General features: G+C 55.0%; 19 protein-coding genes and 2 tRNA genes. 18 read left to right on the top strand and 3 right to left on the bottom strand.

Going from position 1 to position 20887, the window contains the following annotated elements; all coding sequences use genetic code 11:
* Position 1 precedes the first annotated feature (1 nt).
* The gene (locus M2118_RS03785; RefSeq protein WP_280794606.1) at positions 2-1471 is read left to right on the top strand and encodes a peptide MFS transporter; all 1470 of its coding nucleotides are present in this window, start codon (positions 2-4) and stop codon (positions 1469-1471) included.
* Complete coding sequence (locus tag M2118_RS03780) at positions 1471-2316, top strand: alpha/beta fold hydrolase (RefSeq protein WP_280794605.1); 846 nt, start codon at positions 1471-1473, stop codon at positions 2314-2316. The genes M2118_RS03785 and M2118_RS03780 overlap by 1 nt, the downstream gene beginning before the upstream one ends.
* On the opposite strand, the gene M2118_RS03775 is transcribed toward M2118_RS03780, so the two are convergent.
* Positions 2313-2639, bottom strand: a complete 327-nt coding sequence (locus tag M2118_RS03775) for a GNAT family N-acetyltransferase (protein ID WP_280794604.1) — start codon at positions 2637-2639, stop codon at positions 2313-2315. The two genes, M2118_RS03780 and M2118_RS03775, sit on opposite strands and share 4 nt — an antisense overlap.
* A gap of 37 nt (positions 2640-2676) precedes the next feature.
* Here M2118_RS03775 and M2118_RS03770 point away from each other — a divergent pair, with 37 nt between their 5' ends.
* Both M2118_RS03770 and M2118_RS03765 read left to right on the top strand, forming a co-directional pair.
* The gene (locus M2118_RS03770; protein ID WP_280794603.1) at positions 2677-3528 is read left to right on the top strand and encodes a DNA-methyltransferase; all 852 of its coding nucleotides are present in this window, start codon (positions 2677-2679) and stop codon (positions 3526-3528) included.
* Complete coding sequence (locus tag M2118_RS03765) at positions 3521-4186, top strand: pyridoxamine 5'-phosphate oxidase family protein (RefSeq protein WP_280794602.1); 666 nt, start codon at positions 3521-3523, stop codon at positions 4184-4186. The genes M2118_RS03770 and M2118_RS03765 overlap by 8 nt, the downstream gene beginning before the upstream one ends.
* Positions 4187-4233: 47 nt before the next feature.
* On the opposite strand, the gene M2118_RS03760 is transcribed toward M2118_RS03765, so the two are convergent.
* Positions 4234-6054: an MDR family MFS transporter gene (locus M2118_RS03760; RefSeq protein ID WP_280794601.1), complete on the bottom strand. Its 1821-nt coding sequence runs from the start codon at positions 6052-6054 to the stop codon at positions 4234-4236.
* A 106-nt stretch (positions 6055-6160) separates the two neighbouring features.
* On the opposite strand from M2118_RS03760, the gene M2118_RS03755 reads away from it, so the two are divergent.
* Together M2118_RS03755 and M2118_RS03750 are read left to right on the top strand one after the other, a co-directional pair.
* Positions 6161-6550 (top strand): winged helix-turn-helix transcriptional regulator, encoded by a 390-nt coding sequence (locus M2118_RS03755; RefSeq protein WP_280794600.1) that lies wholly within the window; start codon positions 6161-6163, stop codon positions 6548-6550.
* The gene (locus M2118_RS03750) at positions 6547-7287 is read left to right on the top strand and encodes a M15 family metallopeptidase (protein ID WP_280794599.1); all 741 of its coding nucleotides are present in this window, start codon (positions 6547-6549) and stop codon (positions 7285-7287) included. Before M2118_RS03755 ends, M2118_RS03750 begins: the two co-directional genes overlap by 4 nt.
* Here the strand turns inward: M2118_RS03750 and pgm are convergent.
* Positions 7284-8906 carry a phosphoglucomutase (alpha-D-glucose-1,6-bisphosphate-dependent) gene (pgm, locus tag M2118_RS03745; protein WP_280794598.1) on the bottom strand — a complete coding sequence of 541 codons (1623 nt, stop codon included), beginning with the start codon at positions 8904-8906 and terminating at the stop codon, positions 7284-7286. The two genes, M2118_RS03750 and pgm, sit on opposite strands and share 4 nt — an antisense overlap.
* Positions 8907-8941: 35 nt before the next feature.
* Here pgm and pheA point away from each other — a divergent pair, with 35 nt between their 5' ends.
* From pheA to M2118_RS03685, 12 genes are all read left to right on the top strand, one after another.
* Entirely contained in the window at positions 8942-9886 is a 945-nt protein-coding gene (gene pheA, locus M2118_RS03740; protein ID WP_280794597.1) for a prephenate dehydratase, read from the top strand.
* Positions 9887-9904: 18 nt separating this feature from the next.
* Positions 9905-11173 (top strand): serine--tRNA ligase, encoded by a 1269-nt coding sequence (gene serS, locus M2118_RS03735; protein WP_280794596.1) that lies wholly within the window; start codon positions 9905-9907, stop codon positions 11171-11173.
* Positions 11174-12001 (top strand): HAD family hydrolase, encoded by an 828-nt coding sequence (locus M2118_RS03730; protein ID WP_280794595.1) that lies wholly within the window; start codon positions 11174-11176, stop codon positions 11999-12001. It abuts the gene before it with no gap.
* 91 nt (positions 12002-12092) lie between these two features.
* Positions 12093-12180, top strand: a tRNA-Ser gene (locus M2118_RS03725).
* Between the two features lie 34 nt (positions 12181-12214).
* Positions 12215-13555 (top strand): LCP family protein, encoded by a 1341-nt coding sequence (locus tag M2118_RS03720; protein WP_280794594.1) that lies wholly within the window; start codon positions 12215-12217, stop codon positions 13553-13555.
* Between the two features lie 69 nt (positions 13556-13624).
* Positions 13625-13716 (top strand) — tRNA-Ser (locus M2118_RS03715).
* Positions 13717-14003: 287 nt separating this feature from the next.
* Positions 14004-14582: a type IV toxin-antitoxin system AbiEi family antitoxin domain-containing protein gene (locus M2118_RS03710; protein ID WP_280794593.1), complete on the top strand. Its 579-nt coding sequence runs from the start codon at positions 14004-14006 to the stop codon at positions 14580-14582.
* The gene (locus tag M2118_RS03705) at positions 14579-15499 is read left to right on the top strand and encodes a nucleotidyl transferase AbiEii/AbiGii toxin family protein (RefSeq protein ID WP_280794592.1); all 921 of its coding nucleotides are present in this window, start codon (positions 14579-14581) and stop codon (positions 15497-15499) included. The genes M2118_RS03710 and M2118_RS03705 overlap by 4 nt, the downstream gene beginning before the upstream one ends.
* Entirely contained in the window at positions 15492-15644 is a 153-nt protein-coding gene (locus M2118_RS03700) for a hypothetical protein (protein WP_280794591.1), read from the top strand. The genes M2118_RS03705 and M2118_RS03700 overlap by 8 nt, the downstream gene beginning before the upstream one ends.
* Positions 15641-17029, top strand: coding sequence for an antiviral reverse transcriptase Drt3a (gene drt3a / locus M2118_RS03695; RefSeq protein ID WP_280794590.1), 1389 nt, complete (start codon positions 15641-15643; stop codon positions 17027-17029). The genes M2118_RS03700 and drt3a overlap by 4 nt, the downstream gene beginning before the upstream one ends.
* Positions 17026-19077, top strand: a complete 2052-nt coding sequence (drt3b, locus tag M2118_RS03690; RefSeq protein ID WP_280794589.1) for an antiviral reverse transcriptase Drt3b — start codon at positions 17026-17028, stop codon at positions 19075-19077. Before drt3a ends, drt3b begins: the two co-directional genes overlap by 4 nt.
* 1104 nt (positions 19078-20181) lie before the next feature.
* Positions 20182-20877 (top strand): ABC transporter ATP-binding protein, encoded by a 696-nt coding sequence (locus M2118_RS03685; RefSeq protein ID WP_280794588.1) that lies wholly within the window; start codon positions 20182-20184, stop codon positions 20875-20877.
* The last annotated feature ends 10 nt before the right edge of the window (positions 20878-20887 follow it).

Raw genomic sequence — 20887 nt, 5'->3', positions numbered from 1 at the left:
CATGAGCACAACGGCCAACGCTGTCAAACCTGAAAAGACCTTCTTTGGTCAGCCCCGTCAGCTCACCACCATCTTCGGTGTGGAGATGTGGGAGCGCTTCTCCTTCTACGGCATGCAGGGCATTCTGCTGCTCTACATGTTCTACCCCATCGCCCAGGGTGGCCTGGGTATCGACATCAAAGTCGCTACCGGCATCGTGGGTGCGTATGGCGGTGGCGTTTATCTCGCAACCATCTTGGGAGCCTGGCTCGCCGACCGTCTCTTCGGTAGCGAACGCGTTCTGTTCTATGCCGCCGTCATGGTCATGTTTGGCCACGTTGCCCTGGCTGTTTTGCCGGCATACGTGGGTCTGACCGTTGGTTTGATTCTGATTGCTATCGGAGCCGGTGGTGTCAAGGCGAATGCGACCAGCATCGTGGGCCAGCTTTATGCCCCAGGTGATGTTCGTCGAGACGCCGGTTTCTCTCTGTATTACTTGGGTATCAACTTGGGTGCCTTCTTAGGTCCTCTTGCTACCGGTTTCTTGCAGACCACTTACGGCTTCCACTGGGGCTTCGGTCTTGCTGCCGTAGGTATGGCTGCTGGTCTGATCCAGTACTCGATTGGTCGCCGCAAACTTCCACCTCAGACTCGCGTTGTTCCTAACCCGCTTCCTGCAAATAAGAAGTGGCTGGTGGGTGTTCTCGCTGCAGCGGGAGTTGGCCTCATTGTTCTTCTGGTCTTCTCGGGCGTGATTACCAGCAGCAACTTGGCCACCGTGATCATCATCGTGACGGCAGCGGCAGCGATTTCTTACTTTGTTGTGATTCTGGGCAGCAAGCTCATCACCCCCATTGAGCGCAACCGCGTGCTGGCGTTCATCCCGCTGTTCATTGCCTGTGCCGCGTTCTGGTCGCTGTACCAACAGCAGTTCACAGTGGTCACGATTTTCGCCAATGATCAGTTGAACCTGAGCATCTTTGGTTGGACCATGCCTGTTTCGTGGGTTCAGTCCATCAACCCGGTCTTTATCTTGGCTCTTTCCGGCGCATTCGCTGCGCTGTGGACCAAGTGGGGAACCAAGCAGCCCAGCACCCCCGTGAAGATGGGTCTCGGAACCATCGTGATGGGTATTGCGTTCCTGCTCTTCCTCACCATCTTCAACGCAGCACCTCACACTGCACCTTTGCTTGCATTGGTTGCCATCTTGTTTGTGTTCACAATCGCTGAGCTATTGATCTCACCAGTCAGCCTCTCGGTGAGCACCAAGCTTGCCCCCACTGCTTTCCGCACCCAAATGGTTGCGCTGTTGTTCCTCTCCAGCGCACTAGGAACTGCAATGTCGGGACAGCTTGCTGGCCTCTATGACGAAAAGCACCCTGAGTTGAACTTCGATTACTTTGCCTACTCTGGTCTTGCTGCTATCGGACTCGGTATTGTGCTCTTACTCATTCGTAAATGGGTACTCAAGCTGATGGAAGGCGTTCGCTAATGATCACCACCGAGTTCACTGACTCACACGGCGTCGCCATCACCTATGACGTGTACTCGGTTCCCACACCTCGTGCTGTTGTTCAAATCATGCACGGACTCGGAGATCACGCCGGACGCTACAAGCATGTTGCCGAAGCACTTAACTCAGCTGGTTACAGTGCCTATGTTCCTGACCAGCGCGGGCATGGCCGCACGGGTGTGAAGCAATTTGGCGGTGACTTGTCCAAGCTCGGCAAGCTGGGCCCGGGCGGTTTCCGTGCTGCGGTTGCTGACTTCACTGAACTCACCAACATTATTCGGGCAGAGAACCCCGGTGTTCCTATCGTGCTTCTCGGTCACAGCATGGGCTCACTCATGGGCCAGGTGCTGATCAATGACCACGCCGCGGATTACGCCGCTGTCGTGTTCTCGGGTAGTGCATACCGTCAGCCAGGCTCAATGAATGCCGGCAAACTGAACAAGCGTTTTGATGCTCCTGGCTGCACAGGACACGAATGGCTTAGCCGTGACCCTGCGGTGTGGAAGTCATTCAAGGAAGACCCCTGGACTTTCGAAGCAGACACTCTCAAGCTTTATGGTGTTGCCGATGGCTTACGCCTGTTCGGCAAGCCTGCCAAGGACATGTCTCAGGTTCCTTTGCTGTTGATTGTGGGCGAAGAAGACCCACTCGGCGGCAAGCCCAGTAACATCAAGCTGGCAGAAAGCTATATCGAGCGTGCTGGCCAGATGGATGTGACCGTGGGAATCTATCCCGAGGCTCGTCACGAAATCTTTAACGAGACCAACAAAGAACAGGTCATCGATGACATGATCTCGTGGATCTCTGAGCGCGTAGCTTCCTAAACGATTCGGCAGGAATTACCCAGTTCAGGGTCAATTCCTCCAGATCGGGTTTCCTCGATGAAGCCCGGGTGCATTTCAATCCACTTAGTTACATAGCTGCATGCGGAGACAACCTTGAGTTGTGTGTTTGCAACGGTGTCTGCAATACCGGCCCGCACCAAGATAGAAGCAAGTCCCTCACCGCGAAAAGCAGGATCAACAACTGTGTGAGTGAAGAGCCGATGTTCGCCCTGATCTTCATATTCGAGGAAACCTGCCTGTGTCCCATCTGAGCTGATGAGAAAACGCCGGACGGAAGGTTTGTGGGTCACTTCTGTGCTCATAGAACGAGCCTAGGACGATAACTGCGAGAATGGGCAAGTGAGTTCAGCAACCGGTCGCATCATCGAGGGAAACAACCTCGAAGTCTTGGCGACCCTGCCGGATGAATCCGTCACCCTGATCTATATCGACCCTCCCTTCAACACAGGGCGTGAGCAGAGTCGCAGCAAGGTGACTTCGGTCCTTGCTGCTGACGACTCCACGAGCGGTCTGGTCGGGTTCAAGGGTAAGAGCTATGAGCGCACCCGCAGCGATTTGATGAAGTATGACGATCGCTTCGATGACTATTGGGCTTTTCTGGAGCCACGTCTGCGTGAAGCATGGCGACTGCTTGCCGATGACGGAACGCTCTATCTTCACCTCGACTACCGCGAGGCTCACTACGCCAAGGTGATGCTGGATGCGCTCTTTGGCCGCGACTCATTTATCAACGAACTCATCTGGGCTTATGACTACGGCGCAAAGGCTAAAGGCCGTTGGCCCGCCAAGCACGACACCATTTTGGTTTATGTGAAGAACCCGAAGAACTACTACTTCAACTCTGAAGAGGTAGACCGCGAGCCCTATATGGCTCCTGGCCTTGTTACAGCAGAGAAGGCCGCCAAGGGAAAGCTCCCGACAGATGTGTGGTGGCACACCATCGTCTCGCCCACGGGCAAAGAGAAGACCGGATACCCCACTCAGAAGCCAGAGGGTATTTTGCGCCGCATTGTTCAAGCATCCAGCCGCGAGGGTGACACCGTACTCGACTTCTTCGCAGGCAGTGGAACCACAGGAGCGGTTGCAGCCGCCCTCGGCCGCGATTTCATCTTGATTGATCAAAACCCCGAAGCGCTCGCCGTCATGCGGTCGCGCTTCGCCCCTTACGAAGGAGCTGTTCTCTTTGAGTAATGCTGAACTTCCTCGCACCGAAGAACTCCGCGTCAAGCGCATCCCCGAGAAGCAGGTCTTTGACCGCGATGCGCTGAATGCGCTCCTCGATGAAGCCATCGTGGGCCACGTTGCTGTCGTGCGCGGGGATCAACCTGTCGTTCTTCCCGTCGGTATCGGTCGCGATGGCGACACCTTGCTGATTCACGGTTCGACCGGGTCAGGGATCTTCCGAGAGATGTCGGATGGACGTCCGCTCTCGATTGCCGTCACACTTCTTGACGGCCTTGTCTATGCACGCTCTGCTTTCGAAAGCTCTATCCACTACCGCTCAGCTGTGATCATGGGCAGCGCAACCGTGGTTGAGGGGGAAGAGAAGCTGGAAGCTCTCGCCATTCTCACCAACCACATGATGCCCGGTCGCTGGGAAGAAGTCCGCGAGACCACCAAAAAGGAACTGGCCGCAACGATGGTGCTGCGCGTTCCACTGGAGCGAGTCAGCGTCAAGATCAGCGACGCCGGACCAGATGAATTCGAAGATGATGGAGATGACCGCTCCATCTGGGCAGGAATTCTCCCGCTGCGTATCGTTGCCGGTGAACCCTTTGCTTCAGAGATGACTCCTCAGGGAACTCCCGTCTCACCTTCAGTTATTGCTCAGACCACGCGACTGGTTTAACCGACTCTGCCCAGACATTGTCTGGGCAGAGAATAAAGAGTGAGTGACTAGGAAGAAGACTTTGCCTTCTTCTGTGCCTTTCCCTCAGCCTTGGCCTTGTGAGCTTCACGTGCCGCTTCACGAGCTTCAGCTTCCTTGAGCTTGATTGCACCAGTTGCAGTGCCAGGCTCCATCATGGAGCCCATCATCTCTGCTGAACGCTCGGCAATGAGTTCCGCATCTTCATCTGCTGCTTCCTGCATGGCGGACTTCTGACGAAGGGGGGTTGCCTTGAGGAACCAGCTCAGGATGAAGGCAATCACAACAACAACGAGGCCGATTTGGTAGACGGTCACCGTTGCGTCAGCGAAGCCCACGAGGAAGGGCTTAGCCAATGCCTCATTTGCTCCCACCAGGAACGAAGTGTCGCCATCGAGGGACGTTCCCACAGCGGTGGGGTCCTTATAGACGGCAAGAATGCCTGCGTTAGCGGGGTTAGAAGTAATGGCTGGATCAGCTAATGCCTTGGCAACACCAGCGGTGATGGAAGGAGTTTCGAATGCCTTCTTCAGTGCTTCAGGAATGGTGTTGAACAGCACCGAGAACAAGATTGCCGTTCCGGCTGTACCGCCCATGGTGCGGAAGAAGGTGGAGGAGCTGGTGGCCACACCAATGTCACGGGGGCCAACAGAGTTCTGGCTGGCCACGGTCAGGGTCTGCATGAGCTGGCCCAGACCGGCGCCCATGAAGAACATGCCAATCATGACGAACCAGAGCGGGCTGTCCCACGTCAGACGTGTGAAGAGCAAGAAGCCCAGAATCATGAACGCGGTTCCAAAACGAGGGAACCACTTGTAGCTTCCGGTCCTGGACATGACCTGACCACTCACGATGCTGGCAATCATCATGCCCAAGATCATGGGGAGCATAAGAAGGCCGCTCTCTGTGGGAGTCGCACCCTTGACCAGCTGGAGGTAGAGAGGAATGGTCATCATCGCGCCGAACATACCGAAGCCCACGAACACACCCAAGATGGTGGCCATGGTGAAGGTCTGTGACTTGAACATCTTCATGGGGATGAGTGCGTCATCTCCCATTGAGCGCTCAATCATGACGAAAGCAACTGCCGAGAAGACACCAACAAGGTAGCAGGAGATGGACGCAGTGGAGAGCCAGCCCCATTCGCGGCCCTGCTCAGCAACAACCAAGAGAGGAACGGTGGCGGTGATAACCGTTGTGGCACCCCACCAGTCAATGCGCACGCGGCGGTGAGTCTTAGGCAAGTGCAGGGCCTTGAGAACAATAGCCAGTGCCACGATGCCGATAGGCACGTTGATGAGGAAGACCCAGCGCCATCCAGTGATGCCAAGGATTTCCGGAGTACCCGAAAGCAGACCGCCAATGAGGGGTCCGATGACCGAGGAGACACCGAAGACGGCGAGGAAGAAGCCTTGATACTTTGCGCGCTCACGTGGCGCGAGCATGTCGCCCATGATGGCAAGCGGCAGCGCCATCAGACCACCAGCACCCAGACCCTGGATCGCGCGGTAACCAGCAAGGGCATACATCGAGTCCGCGGTTCCGGCCAGAAGTGAACCTAGAACGAATACCGAGATCGCGATGATGAACAGCGGGCGACGACCAAAGATGTCGCTGAGCTTGCCATAAAGCGGAGTCGAGATGGTTGACATGATCATGTAGGCGGTGGTGACCCACGCCTGTAGAGACATACCGTCCAGGTCGTCCGCGATGGTGCGCATCGACGTGCTCACCACGGTCTGGTCCAGTGCGGACAGGAACATACCGGACATGAGTCCGATCATGACGAGAAGGATTTCTCGCTTCGACATAATTGCTTGGCCTATGGCCTGAGCCTCAGTTTTGGACATACCTAGCCTTAGGTTGAGAAAAGTTTGGAGGTTACTAAAAGTAACCTAAGTCACTCATAGTATCCTAGATTCACAAGTCCATTAATTATTTCCCGGGGGTGAATACATGAGCGAAGAACTATCAGGCATTAAAGAGCGCATCAACAAGGTTGATAAAGACGTCTTTTTCTCTGTGCTCTCCCATATCGGCGACAAGTGGAGTTTGGTTCTTCTCGGAATCTTGAGTTACCAGCCACTTCGTTACACAGAACTTGCCGTTCGCATCCCGAAGATTTCTCGGCGCATGCTCACGGTAACCCTGCGCCAGCTAGAGCGCGATGGACTCGTTGAACGCCAAGCACACAGCGGACCTCAACCCTGGTTTGAATACGCGCTGACTGATCTGGGGCGAACCCTGATTGTTCCTGTGAAGGCACTCGCCGATTGGGCCCTCGACAATATTGACCTCATTATTGAAAACCGTGATTCCTACGACGCGGAGAACACAGGGTCGTGAGCACTCGAGCAATAATCGCACTGCTTATTCCACTGGCGTTGGTGCTTTCTGGGTGCGCTGTAACAACAGCACCTGTGGCGAAGCCAACCGCGACGCATTCTGTGAGCCCCACTCCAACAGCGACCCCAACTCCCACTCCAACACCGACATATAACCTCGACGATCCTGCATCCTTTACGGTGGTGGTGAACAAGCATCGCCCACTCAATCCGCTCGACTATGAAGCAGGGGACATGGTTCTTCCTGGAGTGATTGGCAATCCCAACTCGCGGCTTCTCAGGGCTGAAGCCGCTGGCGCTCTTGAACGTCTAGCCACCGATGCGGGGAATGCTGGAATCTATATGAGCATCCTCAGTGGATACCGCAGCTATGCCACCCAAGACCAGACCTATAACAACTTCGTTGCCCGAGACGGTGAAGAACGAGCCAACCAGTACTCAGCTAAGCCAGGTCACTCAGAGCATCAAACAGGTCTTGCTGTTGACCTCGATGATGGCAATGGGTGTGCGTTGTATAACTGCTTTGCTGACACTGCCGCAGGACAGTGGCTAGCTACCAACGCGTGGCAATACGGGTTTATCTTGCGCTACCCACTGGGCTCAGAACACATCACTGGCTACGAATTTGAGCCCTGGCACTACCGCTATGTTGGCACGGAAGTATCGAGGGCAATGCACAACAACGGCATTGCCACACTCGAGGAATTCTTTGGTCTCGAGCCAGCACCGACTTACTAAGCCTTCAGAGCAGCGTCAACAATCTTTTTTGCTTCAGCCTGCACCAGCTTGAGGTGTTCAGGACCCTTAAAGGACTCTGCATAGATCTTGTAGACGTCCTCGGTGCCGGAAGGTCGCGCAGCAAACCACGCAAACTCTGTTTCCACCTTCACACCGCCAATAGCTTCGCCATTTCCAGGTGCATGAGAAAGCTTGGCAATGATGGGATCGCCTGCAAGCTCCGTGGCGGTGATGTCGTCACCGCTGAGCTTGCCGAGGCGAGCCTTAGCTTCACGATCAGCTGCAGCATCCACGCGAGCATAGGCAGGGTCTCCGAAGCGTACGGTCAATTCTTTATAGAGAACCGAGGGGGTCTTGCCCGTGACGGCAATGATCTCTGCTGCCAGCAGGGCAAGAATGATGCCGTCCTTGTCAGTGGTCCAGACAGTACCGTCCTTGCGTAAGAACGAAGCTCCTGCGCTCTCTTCACCGCCGAAACCTACCGAGCCATCCACCAGTCCTGGGACAAACCACTTAAAACCGACGGGCACTTCCCAGAGCACGCGGCCCAAGCCATCTGCCACGAAGTTGATCATGGAACTAGAGACCAGGGTCTTGCCAATGCGGGCATCCTTGCGCCAACCGGGACGGTTGGCAAACAAGTATTCAATGGCTACTGCCAAGAAGTGGTTGGGGTTCATCAGTCCAGCATCAGGAGTGACGATGCCGTGGCGGTCTGCGTCGGCATCATTTCCGGTCAGCACGTCAAAGTCGTGGCGCTTGGAAATGAGAGAGGCCATGGCGTTGGGGCTGGAAGGATCCATCCGGATCTTCTCGTCCCAGTCCAACGTCATAAATGACCAGGCAGGGTCGACGTTGGGGTTCACCACGGTGAGGTTGAGGTTGTAACGATCCTTGATGGCTGCCCAGTAGGCAACAGAAGCGCCACCGAGGGGGTCAGCACCAATGCGGACGCCTGATTCAGCAATTGCTTTCATGTCGATGACGTTCTCGAGGTCAGCAACATAGTGCTCGAGGAAGTCATACTCCTCGATGAGACCTTCGGGGTTGGTGCGTTTCACCTCAGCCAGGCCTGCTTCGATGAGCTCGTTGGCACGAGCGGCAATCCAGTTCGTGGCCGAACCGTCAGCAGGACCACCGTGAGGAGGGTTGTATTTGAAGCCACCATCTTGGGGTGGGTTGTGGCTGGGGGTAACCACAATGCCGTCTGCCTCATCAGTGTGACCGCCGTTGTTATAGGCGAGGATCGCGTGTGACACAGCAGGAGTAGGCGTGAATCCATCTCGAGAATCCTTGAGGGTTCGCACGCCATTGGCCGCGAGCACTTCCAGCGCTGTTTCCTGGGCAGGGCGGCTCAGGCCGTGAGTGTCAGCACCAATAAACAAAGGCCCGGTAATGCCCTGCAAGGCACGGTATTCCACGATTGCCTGGGTGGTGGCGAGGATGTGCTGCTCATTGAAAGCTGCGTTCAGGGACGATCCGCGGTGACCACTCGTGCCGAAAACCACGCGCTGCTCGGGCACGCTCATGTCCGGGGTGAGGTCGTAATACGCCTTCACGAGGGCATCGATATCGATGAGGTCGGAAGGGAGGGCCTGGGTTCCTGCGCGGTTAGTCACAAGCTAAGTTTGTCAGCCCCGGTAGCATTTGAGACATGGGTTCTTCAGAAAAAGTAACAACGGCACCGGCATATAGCTATTTAGGCCCTGCCGGCACCTTTACTGAAGCTGCCCTGGCACAGGTTCCTGAAGCTCAAGGAAAGACCTGGCACTCCGTCAATAACGTGGGCGAAGCACTCGCTGATGTTGTCTCAGGCCGCTCCGTTGCAGCCATGATTGCCATTGAAAACTCGGTTGAAGGTGGCGTCACTGCTACCCAAGACGCCTTGGCAAACATTCCCAACCTGCGCATCATTGGTGAATACCTCGTGCCCGTTGAGTTCGAGCTTGTTGCCCGCAAGGGAACCTCTCTTGCCGATGTGAAGATTGTCAACGCTCACCCGGTTGCCTATGCCCAGTGCCGCGGATGGCTTGAGAACGCCATTCCCCACCACGGACACATTCCTTCCTCCAGCAACGTGGCAGCTGCTGCCAGCCTGCTGGAAAACGACACCGCAGATGCCGCCATCGCACCTGCCGGTATTGCCCGTCACTACGACGTCGAGGTACTGGCTTCTGGAATTGCCGATAACCCCAATGCTGTGACCCGCTTCGTCTTGGTGAGCAAAACAAAAGAACTTCCAGCACCCACCGGGTCGGACAAGACCAGCTTGATTGTGGAACTTCCCGATGACCGCTCAGGTGCTTTGCTAGAAATGCTCGAGCAGTTCGCTACCCGTGGCGTGAACCTCTCGTTGATTCAGTCCCGCCCGATTGGTGACGAGTTCGGTCGCTACCGCTTTGTTATCGATGCCGAAGGCCACGCTCGTGATGAGCGCGTGGCGGACGCATTGCTTGGCCTGCGTCGTTTCAGCCCCAAGGTGATCTTCCTCGGGTCCTACCCCCGCGCGGACAAGATCACCACAGAGCACTCCAAGCGCTATGCGGATGGCATCTTCACTGACGCACGCGCCTGGCTTGCGGAGATACTCGGCGACTAGTCACCGTAAACTGGGTGAGTGATTGACCCAGTATTGCTCCGCGAAAACCCTGACGTTATTCGAGCCTCCCAGGTTGCTCGTGGATCAGACCCAGGACTCGTAGACGTTGCCCTGCAGGCAGACGCTGATCGTCGTTCTGCGCTGGCAGCTTTCGAAGAGCTGCGCGCTGAACAGAACGTGTTCAGTAAAAAGGTTGGTCAGGCACAAGGCGATGAAAAGAAGGCTCTTCTCGCTGAAGTAGCTCAGCTTGCCGCCAGGGTGAAAGAAGCCAACGCTGCAGCAACCGCTGCAGATGAGGCTTATACCGACGCTGCCCGCAAGATTCAGAACCCCATCATCGAAGGCATTCCCTCTGGTGGCGAAGACAACTTTGTCACCCTGCGCGAGGTCGGCACTGTTCCCACCTTCGACTTTGAACCCAAGGATCACCTCGAGCTCGGTGAGAGCCTCGGCGCTATCGACATGACTCGTGGCACCAAGGTTTCTGGTGCCAGGTTCTACTTCCTGCGCGGAATTGGTGCACGTCTTGAGCTTGCCCTCATGAACTTGGCTCTGGACCGTGCGCTCGAAGCAGGCTTTGTTCCGCTGATTACCCCAACCCTGGTTCGTCCCGACATCATGCAGGGCACGGGCTTCTTAGGTGAGCACTCGGACGAGATCTATTACCTCCCCGCTGATGACCTGTATCTCACGGGAACCAGCGAGGTTGCGCTCGCCGGCTATCACTCTGACGAAATCATCGACCTCACCAATGGTCCGCTGCGTTATGCCGGTTGGTCTACCTGCTACCGCCGCGAAGCCGGATCCAGCGGCAAGGACACCCGCGGCATCATTCGTGTCCACCAGTTCAACAAGCTGGAAATGTTTGTCTACACAACTCCTGAAGAAGCAGAGGCAGAGCACGACCGTCTCGTTGCGTGGCAAGAAGGCATGCTCCAGTCGCTCGGACTGGCATACCGTGTCATTGATGTTGCTGCAGGAGATTTGGGTTCCAGCGCTGCTCGCAAGTTCGACATTGAAGCATGGGTTCCCACCCAGGATGCGTTCCGTGAGCTGACCAGTACCTCGAACTGCACGACCTACCAATCGCGTCGTCTCGAGACTCGCTACCGCACTGAGAGCGGAAAGACCGCTCCTGTGGCAACCCTCAACGGAACTCTTGCCACCACGCGCTGGTTGGTTGCCATTCTGGAAACTCATCAGCAGGCAGATGGCTCGGTCATTATTCCTGAAGCCCTTCGCCCCTATCTCGGCGGAATGAGTGTCATCACTCCGGTGGGCGCTTAAGTGTCAGCAGTGACCCAGGTTGCACCTGAAGACCGGTGGCTTGTTGCCCTCGATGTTGACGGCACCCTGCTGACCCATCGCGGCGATGTTGCGCCGGAGGTTGTCGACGCTGTTCGTGCAGCTGCCGCCAGAGGTCACGAAGTCATGCTCGCTACTGGGCGCTCACTTGTGGAGACCATTCCAGTTTTACGGCAACTCGACATTTGGCCTGAATATGTTGTGAGTTCAAACGGAGCCATGCTGCTCAAGCGTGATCCTCTTGCTGACGACGGCTATGTGAAGCACTTCGTTGAGACTTTCAATCCTGAAAAGGTTCTCAAGCTGATCAAGGGCCACTTGCCCGAAGGTTGTTATGCGGTTGAGGATGAGGACGGTAACTACTACTACACCGAACCTATTCCTGGCGTGGACCCCAACCTGCTGGCTCATCAGGTTGATTTTGACGGTTTACTCAATCTCAATGCCACACGCGTGGTCGTCGTCTCTCCTGATCACGACACCGAAGACTTCCTTCAGGTCGTCGAACGTATTGGTCTCAAACAGGTCAGCTACACCATTGGTTGGGCCGCTTGGCTCGATATTGCCCCTGAGGGTGTGAGTAAAGCTTCTGCATTGGAGAAGGTGCGCGAAGCTCTAGGTTTCCCTCGTTCTCGTATCTTTGCTGCCGGTGACGGCAATAACGACATCCAGATGATTGAGTGGGCAGCTGAGCTCGGCCGCGGAGTTGCCATGGGCAACGCAGAGCCTGAAATCAAGGAAGTTGCCAACGAAGTCTGCGGAAATGTGCAGGATCTAGGCCTGCTTGAAGCCCTCAATAAACTTCCCTAACCCACTAACAGGGCTCTCACAGGATGCTCTGAAACGCTTATCTGAGCAGTTCGGGTAGACTCATCAAGTTGTTTTCTTTGGAAGACAACAAGGAGGGCTGTCCGAGCGGCCGATGGAGCTGGTCTTGAAAACCAGTGTGCAGCAATGCATCGTGGGTTCGAATCCCACGCCCTCCGCCACATAGATTCATTTCCGCCGATGTCAGGGGAGCAGATGAGCGAAGAAAAGGCTTCACGCCAACGCCGCATTCGCTCTGCTCGTGCTGCCATTCGTCACGGTCGCGTTGCCCCAGTAAAGGGCTCGCGCACCATACTTGGTTTCATCGCTGCAGGACTTTCAGTCGTCCTGGTCGCAACCCTGTCTATTGCCGGCATTGCATTCTGGGACATCACCCGCAGTGCCAATGCAGGTGTGGCACTGGCGAACGATCAGAAGATCCCAGACATTGGGGCCATCGAAGGTGGCGTGAACTTCCTGCTGGTTGGTAGTGACTCTCGTGAGGGTACCGACGCTAATGTGTTCGACGCGGACCCAGGTAGCACGCTCAACGACGTCAACATCTTGCTCCACATCTCTGCTGACCACACCAACGCAACCGTGGTCTCTATTCCTCGTGACCTTGTAGTTCCCTACCCCGAGTGCCCTGACGCTGATGGCGACGGGTACAGCGGCGGTGGCTGGACCGGCCCCATTAACGGCTCGCTTAACGAGGGCGGTCTTCCCTGTGTTGTACTCACCGTTGAAGAACTCACCGGCCTGAGCATTCCCTTTGCGGCGATGATTCAGTTCAATGGCGTGATCGAGATGGCCAATGCTGTCGGCGGCGTTGAGGTCTGTGTTGCTGAACCCATTGAGGACGAATACACCCAGACCTTCCTTGATGCAGGAATGCACACCCTCTCCGGCCTTGAAGCTCTTCAATTCCTCCGCACCCGCCACGGCGTGGGTGACGGTAGTGACTTGGGACGTATTAGCAACCAGCAAGTCTTCTTGTCTTCTCTCGTGCGCAAGCTCAAGAGTGCCCAGACTCTGACCAACCCGGTTGCGCTCTTTGGCCTTGCCAAGGCAGCAATCTCTAATATGACCTTGTCGAACAGCTTGAACAGCCTCGACACCATGGTCTCGATCGCGATGGCTCTCAAGGACATCCCACTCGAGAACATCGTCTTTGTTCAATACCCCGGTTCAACCGGTGGTGAAGGTGTTTACTCAGGCAAGGTTCAACCCAACCAGGCAGAGGCAGACGCACTATTTGCTGCAATCTTGGCTGATCAGCCCGTGGGACTTTCGGGAACCACTGGAAACGGTTCAGTTGCTGACCCAGAGGCAGAAGCAAAGGCAGCAGCCGCTGCTCAAGCAGCAGCTAAAGCTGCGGCCAAAGCAGCCAAGGCTTCACCAAGTCCTTCTGCTTCCTCTTCGTCGAGTGCAACAGCAGCCCCTTCCGCAGCTGCTGCTACTCCAGCACCTGAAGTTGCTGTCCTTCCTGACACCGTGAACGGTCAAACCGCAGGTCAATACACCTGCTCCGCAGGCCGCACGCTCGACCAGCAATAAAGCTTCGATTATTCCCGGCGAAATCCTCCGGGTATGATTGCTGAGGTACTTCTGCTTGCAGAAATACATGGAGACGTCGCATAGTTCGGCCTAGTGCACCACCCTGCTAAGGTGGAGTCCTCGTAAGGGGACCGCGGGTTCAAATCCCGCCGTCTCCGCCATGTGATGTCGCAAGACATCGGAAACACCTGAACCCACGGGTTCAGGTGTTTCTTTCATTTCTGGCGTTGATAATCCCGGCTTGTGTCGAGGGTGAGTTCTCGTATTAGATCGCCTGTTTGTTGGTCAACGACTCTGATTTCTAGTCCGTCGATGAGCAGGATGACGCGCGTGTTAGGTCTGATCGTTTTGGCCTATAATCCCAGTTTGCCCATTGGCACACTTACTTACTCTTGCCCGCCTAGCTCTCCACAGGTACCATTGATGTGTCAAGAGTTAGAAGGTTGGGATGTCGATACGCGGACTTGCGCCAGTTTTCACTCTCGAAGACGCTCGCGCAGCGGGTCTGACCAGGGATCAGGTGTACTCCTTGCTCGAACGAGACGAGATTGAGCGTGTGGGGCGGGGCGTCTATGTGTGCCCAGAAGTGCTCCAGCCTGCTTTCACCGCGCTTGCTGTGGCAACCGCAATCCGCGAAGACGCGACGCTATGCCTGACGAGCGCACTCGTCCACCACGACCTCAGCGACGCGATTCCGCTCGCTTCCGACATCGCGCTGCCACGCGGAACACACCAGCCCATCGGCCTCTCGAACGTGAGCTGGCACAGCTTCGACCCGGCAACCTTCCCGATCGGGCGTGAACATGCGGACGCGGGAGGAGGAGCCAAAGTGGCAATCTACTCCGCAGAGCGGAGCATTGTCGACACCTTCCGACTCATGCACCAAGAGGGCAGCGACGTTGCCTATGAGGCGCTTCGACGTTGGCTTCGACGACGAGGGAATACGCCAACGGGTCTGCTAAAAGTTGCGGGCTCGTTCCCGAAAGCGCTCCCTCGGATTCGGCAAGCGTTGGAGGTGCTCCTGTGACTCCGCCGACACCATCCAGAAACACCCCAGCGGGGCGCGCGTACAACAACCTCCGCAACCTCGCCAAGCGACAGAATCGCGACCCTGCGGAGTACATCACTCTGTACGCATTGGAAGGTTTCCTTGCCCGGCTTTCAGCATCCGAATCTGCCGGAGACTTCGTCCTCAAAGGTGGCGTGCTTATGGCGGCCTTCACTGATCGGCGACCCACCAGAGACATCGACTTCGCCGCGAGAGGGTTCAACAACGATATCACCGAGGTTGAAAAACGCGTCAGAAATATCCTTTCCGTTCCTCGTGACGATGGTCTTGAGTTCGACCTCGACTCCGTCAGCGGAGAGCAGATCCGCGACGAAGCCGATTACAACGGTGTGCGGGTCAAGATGACCGCCCTATTGGCGACCGCGCAGGTAGCGCTGCACATCGACGCAAACTTCGGAGACCCCATCTGGCCCGAACCAACAGAGGCCGTACTGCCGCTCCTGTTGGGTGGCTCTCTTCGGCTGCTTGGGTATCCGGACCACATGGTGCTGGCTGAAAAGATTGTCACCGCGCTCGAACGAGGAGAGCAAAACACTCGCTGGCGAGACTTCACCGATATTGCGGCCATCGCCCACTCCCGAACTGTCAAAGGTGCGGAACTTCAGGAAGCAATTAGTGTTGTTGCTCACCACCGCAAGGTTGAGTTGGAACCGCTCGGACCTTTGTTGACAGAGATGCCAACACTCGCGCAACGTAAGTGGGAAATCTGGCGGAAGAAACAACGACTCGAGCAGTCAACCCCTGTGAGCTTCGCTAACTTGCTCGGAACGTGCTTGGACTTCGTGGAGCCGGTTCTCGCAAGAAGTGTGGGCCAGAGGCAATGGTCTCCGAATTCCCTCACCTGGGAGAAGGTTTCGGAGGCCGTCAATGGCTGAATCACTGATGATTACACTTGCCCCGAAAGAGGACGAGAAACAACGCGCCCGCCTGGGGAACGTTTTTCAGCCGCGAGAGCTCTTCGCGACTGGCGACCAGGTCGCTGCTAAAAACTGCGTGCGGCAGATCGGCTTAGCAACATGAAAGCGATCCCTTACACACTCCGAAGCTTCATCGAGCTTGCCGATAATGAGAACCGTCGAGGCAGGGACATAAGCCGTCTTCATCCAGATGTGGGGCGCGCGACTCGAGCTCTCCGCGAACGGCGCGAACGGTTTCTTGCAGAGATCAAAAGACTTGAGAGGGACGACCTCGCGCGTGTTGAAGTCCGAACGGCGTATCGTGAGGGTCGGCTTGAACTGCGCCGGGAGCGCGATCAAGCGGTCGAAGCGGCGATGCACGATGCTCTCTCTAGGTTCGAAGAACAGCTGTCCAATGACAAGTTCACCTTTGGACTGAGGGAAGGTCCAAAGGTGGGACCCAAGTCGACTCCCACCTATCGAACCGCCGCCGCGGCCGAAATCGCGTTCCCGGCTAAACAGGCAGCAGACGCTGTCAAACGTGCGGCACGCATCGATACTTCCAGCCGCAACAGCATCATCAGGGCGCTCCAGGATACCCTCGACAAGAAATACCTGCATGCCATCTACAGGGTCGATGTCCAGGAGTTCTTCGAGTCCATCCCGCACCGCACTCTCCTGGAGCGTCTCACTGCCTTCCCCGAACTAGACAGAGTCACGAGTCAACTCATCCGGCGCTTGCTCCACGAGTACGAATCAATCAAAGGTGCCGACATTGGTCTCCCCAGAGGCGTCGGCCTGAGCTCACACCTTGCGGAGCTGTATCTCAGCAACCTCGACTTCAAGCTCAAGACGCACCCCGGAGTGCTTTTCTATGCACGTTACGTAGACGACATCATCATGGTCCTCGATAACGCCACGCACCTTGCTGAGGTCAAAGACCTGGTTGTATCTGAGCTGGGTTCTCTTCAACTCACACTCAACCACGATAAGACCTTCGAGCTCACTACAAACGATGCCGGAGACTATCTGCCGGGTGAGCAGATCGAGTACCTCGGATACCGATTTTCTCGTGCCGACGGACGCCTCATCACTGGACTGACATTCAAACGCAAGAAACGACGCTCCGTGCGGCTAGAGCAAGCATTAAACGCCTGGCTGGCCACGTCCCCCAGTGCGGTCGACCCGAATGACGGACACAACGGATTGCTTGTCGACCGGGTACGGTATCTCGCAGGTAACACGAAGCTTCTCAACTCGAAGAACAACGTCGCCATTGGTCTCTACTTTTCCAATAGCGCGCTCACACTGGATGCTGCAGAACTTGTCGAATTGGACTGCATCTTGCAATCCTTTATCGAGAACCACGCTTCAAAGATGCCCGACAAGATGCGCGAAAGAATGGCTCAAATCTCGTTCGTAGAGATGTTTGCGAGCCAGACTTTTCTCAGGTTTCGCCAGAAACGCATCGAACAGATTATGGGAATCTGGAAGGGGCAAACGCGATGAAGTACCGTGCCGTGAAGCGGGACCGTTTGCGCGCGTTAACGTCCGAGATTCTGCCGTATGAAGTACCTATACCCTTCGATATCACCCGACTTTACGAGTTTCTCCGGTGGCTCAAATTCAACTGGACCGGAGATCATAAATTCACGGTTCTAAAGGCGCGGCTCGGTGAAGCAGAAAAGTCTTGGCTCGATATCGTCTTCGACCCGATCAACCTGGGCTCAGGAAAACCCCTCGACGATAAGAAGAGGATTGAGTTCGACCTCGCTGGACTTGTCCGAAGTAGGCCTGACCTTCGACACCCCTACAAGTTTCGATCAAGACGCAACAATGGAAAATCGCGTGAGCTATCAGTTCCACACCCTCACTCGATGGTGCAGATGGCATCCTTCGTCCACGAGAACCGAGACTCAATCCTCTATTACACGAACCGCAGCAGCTTCTCGATAAGACACCCTCACAAGGTGGCACGACTCCAGGCCATGACCGATTCCGTCTTCGATGGCATCCTCGACCGAGAGTCGTATGGCGTTGAGCAATCGGACCTCGAATATGCACACGTCTCCTCATACTTCAGCTATCGCAGATACAACAACATCAATCGCTTCTACTCATCCCCGGAGTTCCAAGCCTGCGAGCGAAAGTATCCCCACCTGATGCGGGCAGACGTATCCAAGTGCTTCGATAGCGTTTACACGCACACCGTGTCATGGGTGACCAATGGCGTTTGGGCGAGCAAGAACAAGATGAAAGAGACGAAGGGGACCTTCGGTGGCAGATTTGATCACTTGATGCAGTATCTTAACTACGCCGAGACCAGCGGGATCATCATAGGCCCGGAACTCTCAAGAGTCTTTGCGGAGATAATTCTGCAGGAAGTGGACGTAAGGATCGAGCGCGAACTACTCAACGCTGAGCTTCTTCGCGGCACGCACTACGAGATCATGCGGTACGTCGATGATTACTTCGTGTTCCTAGCCGACTCGCATAAAGCGCCTCTGATTGAGGAGATCCTCGCTACACAGCTTGCATCATTCAAACTTCACCTAAACGAACAGAAACTACGACACTTTGAGACACCATTACAGTCGCACATGTCGGTTGCTAAGGTCAGGATTCGCGAAGATCTCAGAGAACGGACGCAGTACGTGTATGACTCCGATGAGGAGCCGGCGAAGGCAACGCTACATTTCTCATCCAGTAAGGCAATCCTTGATTACAAGGCGCTCCTCATAGATACAAGCCTCGAGCACGGCGAGCTTGCTAACTCATACCTATACGAGCTCGGCCGGCGTCGCGACAAGACGGTTCGAAAGTTTCGGAGATACCTGAGCAGGGTCGCCGAGACTGGTGATTCCAAGGCGATCAACGCGGCACGACTACTTTTTATTAGATACCTCGTGGCTGTTCTCGATGTTGCTGTATTTATTTACTCAGGCGCTCCTTCGGTATCCCACAGTGTGAAGCTGACGCGAATGGTTGCCGCCTCAATGGGAGAGCTCGAAGTGAACGGATTTGGAAGCCTAGAAACTTACCAGTTTTCTGACAAAGTTGCCCGCGAGATAATTGCACAACTCAATGCAGTAAAAGATGAAGCATCGTTTGGCGCACATACCTTGCTCCTCCTCGACTGTCTCATATTCGTCGATCCGAACGTCTCAGAAGAAAACCTGAGGTCCTGTCTTGCTCGTCGAAAGAAGACAGTTAAAGATCTAGACGCATTCGGAGTTTTGACCCTGCTTCGACGGTTTCAGGATCCGAAGGCTCAAAGCGCACTTAAGCAGGAGTTACTTGACCAGGCAGGGGCGCTGATTGAGAACGGAGCGGCGCACCGCGAGCATGAAACTGCCCGCGCGATTCTCCTGCTTAGTCTTCCCACATTCCCGGGAGCCTCAGCGAAGGAGATCTCGAAGGCGATGGGTAATGGATTCTCTGAGAAGAAGGTCCAGTTGCTGCAGGAAGTACAGCGCGACCCTTCGATGTTCTCATGGGACGCTAGCGAGAACTACTACGAACGACTACTGCTGAAGTCAACCCAGTTCGTATACTAGGGATGCAGCCATGACGCACTCACGGAGTCCCAGACTCCTACACACGGGCGCTTGGGAGCGAGCGTCATCGAACTCCCATCAACATCTTCATACGGGCAAGACCCTTGGGGGTTGGGGCACGGAGGCCTCGCGCTCCGATGGACGTTCTCCATAGTTCCCAACGTCAGGGAGCTAAACGGACGGGGTTGCTCGTCACGCCGTTGTCGCCGGGACTGAGACACTATCTTGTGGAAAGGCTTCAAGAGGAGTTTGGAAACCCAGCGGGGTGAGACTCCGTAGCGGCGGGCTGCTTCTGCCTGGGTGATCTTTTCAGCGTTGGTGGCGGTGATGATGAGGCTGGCTTTGATCGTTGTTCAAGTTGAGCAGTTTTTATTTCCTATGACTTGGGACATGTGTTTTCTATGTCCTGCAACCAGACACCGCCGTCTCCGCCAAGTCAGCCCGACGTAAAAGCCCAGTTGAAAAGTTATTTATCAGGGCTTTGTTGCGTCTGCCGACGGATTTGAGGTCGAAAAACCCCAATGATCCGAAGGAACCAAATACTTCCCGCAGGAAGCGACACTGATAGACCACAGCCTTTGCAGCAGTTTCACCGAGACATAAAAAGAACTTACGGCTGCGTTGTTTCCGAACAGGCTGAGCTTTGCGAGGTTTAGCTAATTGGTTCAGTCTTCTCCGGGCATTGTCTCTGGACCAACTACGTGGCCTGGACAACTCGATCCTGAATTCCACTCATTTCAGCTTTAGAACGGCCACGATAATCATGAGAATATTTCGCGGGGATCTCACAACGTGATTGCAAAGATAATTCAACACCCATGCACACAAACAGTGGCACTAACGCGGGCAAAAATATATGAGGCACCGATAGAGCTTCGCAGGCTAAATTGATGAGTCTCGTCGATTGCTTCACTTTTAAAAGATAGTTCGGTATTCTCTGGATACAGCTAGAAGGGAGGGTTTTAGTATGTGGATTCCAATTCTTATTGGCTTCGGACTCGGTATTGTTTGGGTCTTTATTAGCGCATCATCAGCTCGATAGTTTCGAGAATCGGGTGGTGCCAACAATGTCTGGCACCACCCGGCCATAAAGGAATAATCTAAATGAGAATCGGATCACCAGTTATACCCCTTAGCCGGATTTCTATAGATTTCAGGGGTTCTGTTGATGTTTCAGAGTCTGAAATTTGCGCCATTATTGGTGGGAATGGGATGGGCAAGTCAACTCTGCTCCGGGCTGTTTCTGGGTTTTTACCTGTCTCGAGTGGCATCGCAGAGATTTCGGGAAGTTTAGGCTTCGTTGACGAAGCACTGAAAGGTATTGAGAGCTTCACAACATTCGAATTACTTTATAACGGCGGGTTGTTGAATGGGTTGGAAGCTTCAGAAGCAAAGGCTCGCGCGAGGCAATTAATAAATTATTTTGGGTTGGAATCTGCTCGGGACATGCCTGTCGTTGTGCTCTCTTCAGGTACGAAAAAGCGGGTGTATTTTGCCCTTGCTATTGCGCATCGGCCAGCAAACCTTTTGCTTGACGAACCCTTCGAATCTGTTGACCCCATCGCTCTAGAACAGATGCTGAACGCGGTGCGCTCAGCGTCTGTTGCTGGAACGCGAATAATTTTTACTTCTCACCAGTTGGATCTCGTAGAATCAATCGCTACAAAGGTTATTTGCCTGACGAAGGACTCGAAACGCGCAACGGTTCAGATCACACCTTGGAATCATGTTGGAAAATTAAAAGAATGGTTTACTGAGTTGACGGCACACAATAGCAACGAGGTGGAAACTATTTGGTGAGGCTGGCTCT

This window comes from Aurantimicrobium minutum (assembly GCF_029892845.1).
In the GTDB taxonomy this organism is placed as follows: domain Bacteria; phylum Actinomycetota; class Actinomycetes; order Actinomycetales; family Microbacteriaceae; genus Aurantimicrobium; species Aurantimicrobium minutum_B.
The sequence above is the reverse complement of the archived record's forward strand: the minus strand, read 5'-3'. Positions and strand labels throughout refer to the sequence as shown.

What these genes read in the sequence shown, in the direction of transcription:
- pheA (WP_280794597.1), top strand. Translation starts at nt 8,942, where the DNA reads ATGGGTTCTTCAGAAAAAGTAACAACGGCACCGGCATATAGCTATTTA.
- M2118_RS03700 (WP_280794591.1), top strand. Translation starts at nt 15,492, where the DNA reads ATGGCTGAATCACTGATGATTACACTTGCCCCGAAAGAGGACGAGAAA.
- M2118_RS03760 (WP_280794601.1), bottom strand. Translation starts at nt 6,054, where the DNA reads ATGTCCAAAACTGAGGCTCAGGCCATAGGCCAAGCAATTATGTCGAAG.
- M2118_RS03785 (WP_280794606.1), top strand. Translation starts at nt 2, where the DNA reads ATGAGCACAACGGCCAACGCTGTCAAACCTGAAAAGACCTTCTTTGGT.
- M2118_RS03710 (WP_280794593.1), top strand. Translation starts at nt 14,004, where the DNA reads ATGTCGATACGCGGACTTGCGCCAGTTTTCACTCTCGAAGACGCTCGC.
- drt3b (WP_280794589.1), top strand. Translation starts at nt 17,026, where the DNA reads ATGAAGTACCGTGCCGTGAAGCGGGACCGTTTGCGCGCGTTAACGTCC.
- M2118_RS03720 (WP_280794594.1), top strand. Translation starts at nt 12,215, where the DNA reads ATGAGCGAAGAAAAGGCTTCACGCCAACGCCGCATTCGCTCTGCTCGT.
- M2118_RS03755 (WP_280794600.1), top strand. Translation starts at nt 6,161, where the DNA reads ATGAGCGAAGAACTATCAGGCATTAAAGAGCGCATCAACAAGGTTGAT.
- M2118_RS03780 (WP_280794605.1), top strand. Translation starts at nt 1,471, where the DNA reads ATGATCACCACCGAGTTCACTGACTCACACGGCGTCGCCATCACCTAT.
- M2118_RS03775 (WP_280794604.1), bottom strand. Translation starts at nt 2,639, where the DNA reads ATGAGCACAGAAGTGACCCACAAACCTTCCGTCCGGCGTTTTCTCATC.
- M2118_RS03685 (WP_280794588.1), top strand. Translation starts at nt 20,182, where the DNA reads ATGAGAATCGGATCACCAGTTATACCCCTTAGCCGGATTTCTATAGAT.
- drt3a (WP_280794590.1), top strand. Translation starts at nt 15,641, where the DNA reads ATGAAAGCGATCCCTTACACACTCCGAAGCTTCATCGAGCTTGCCGAT.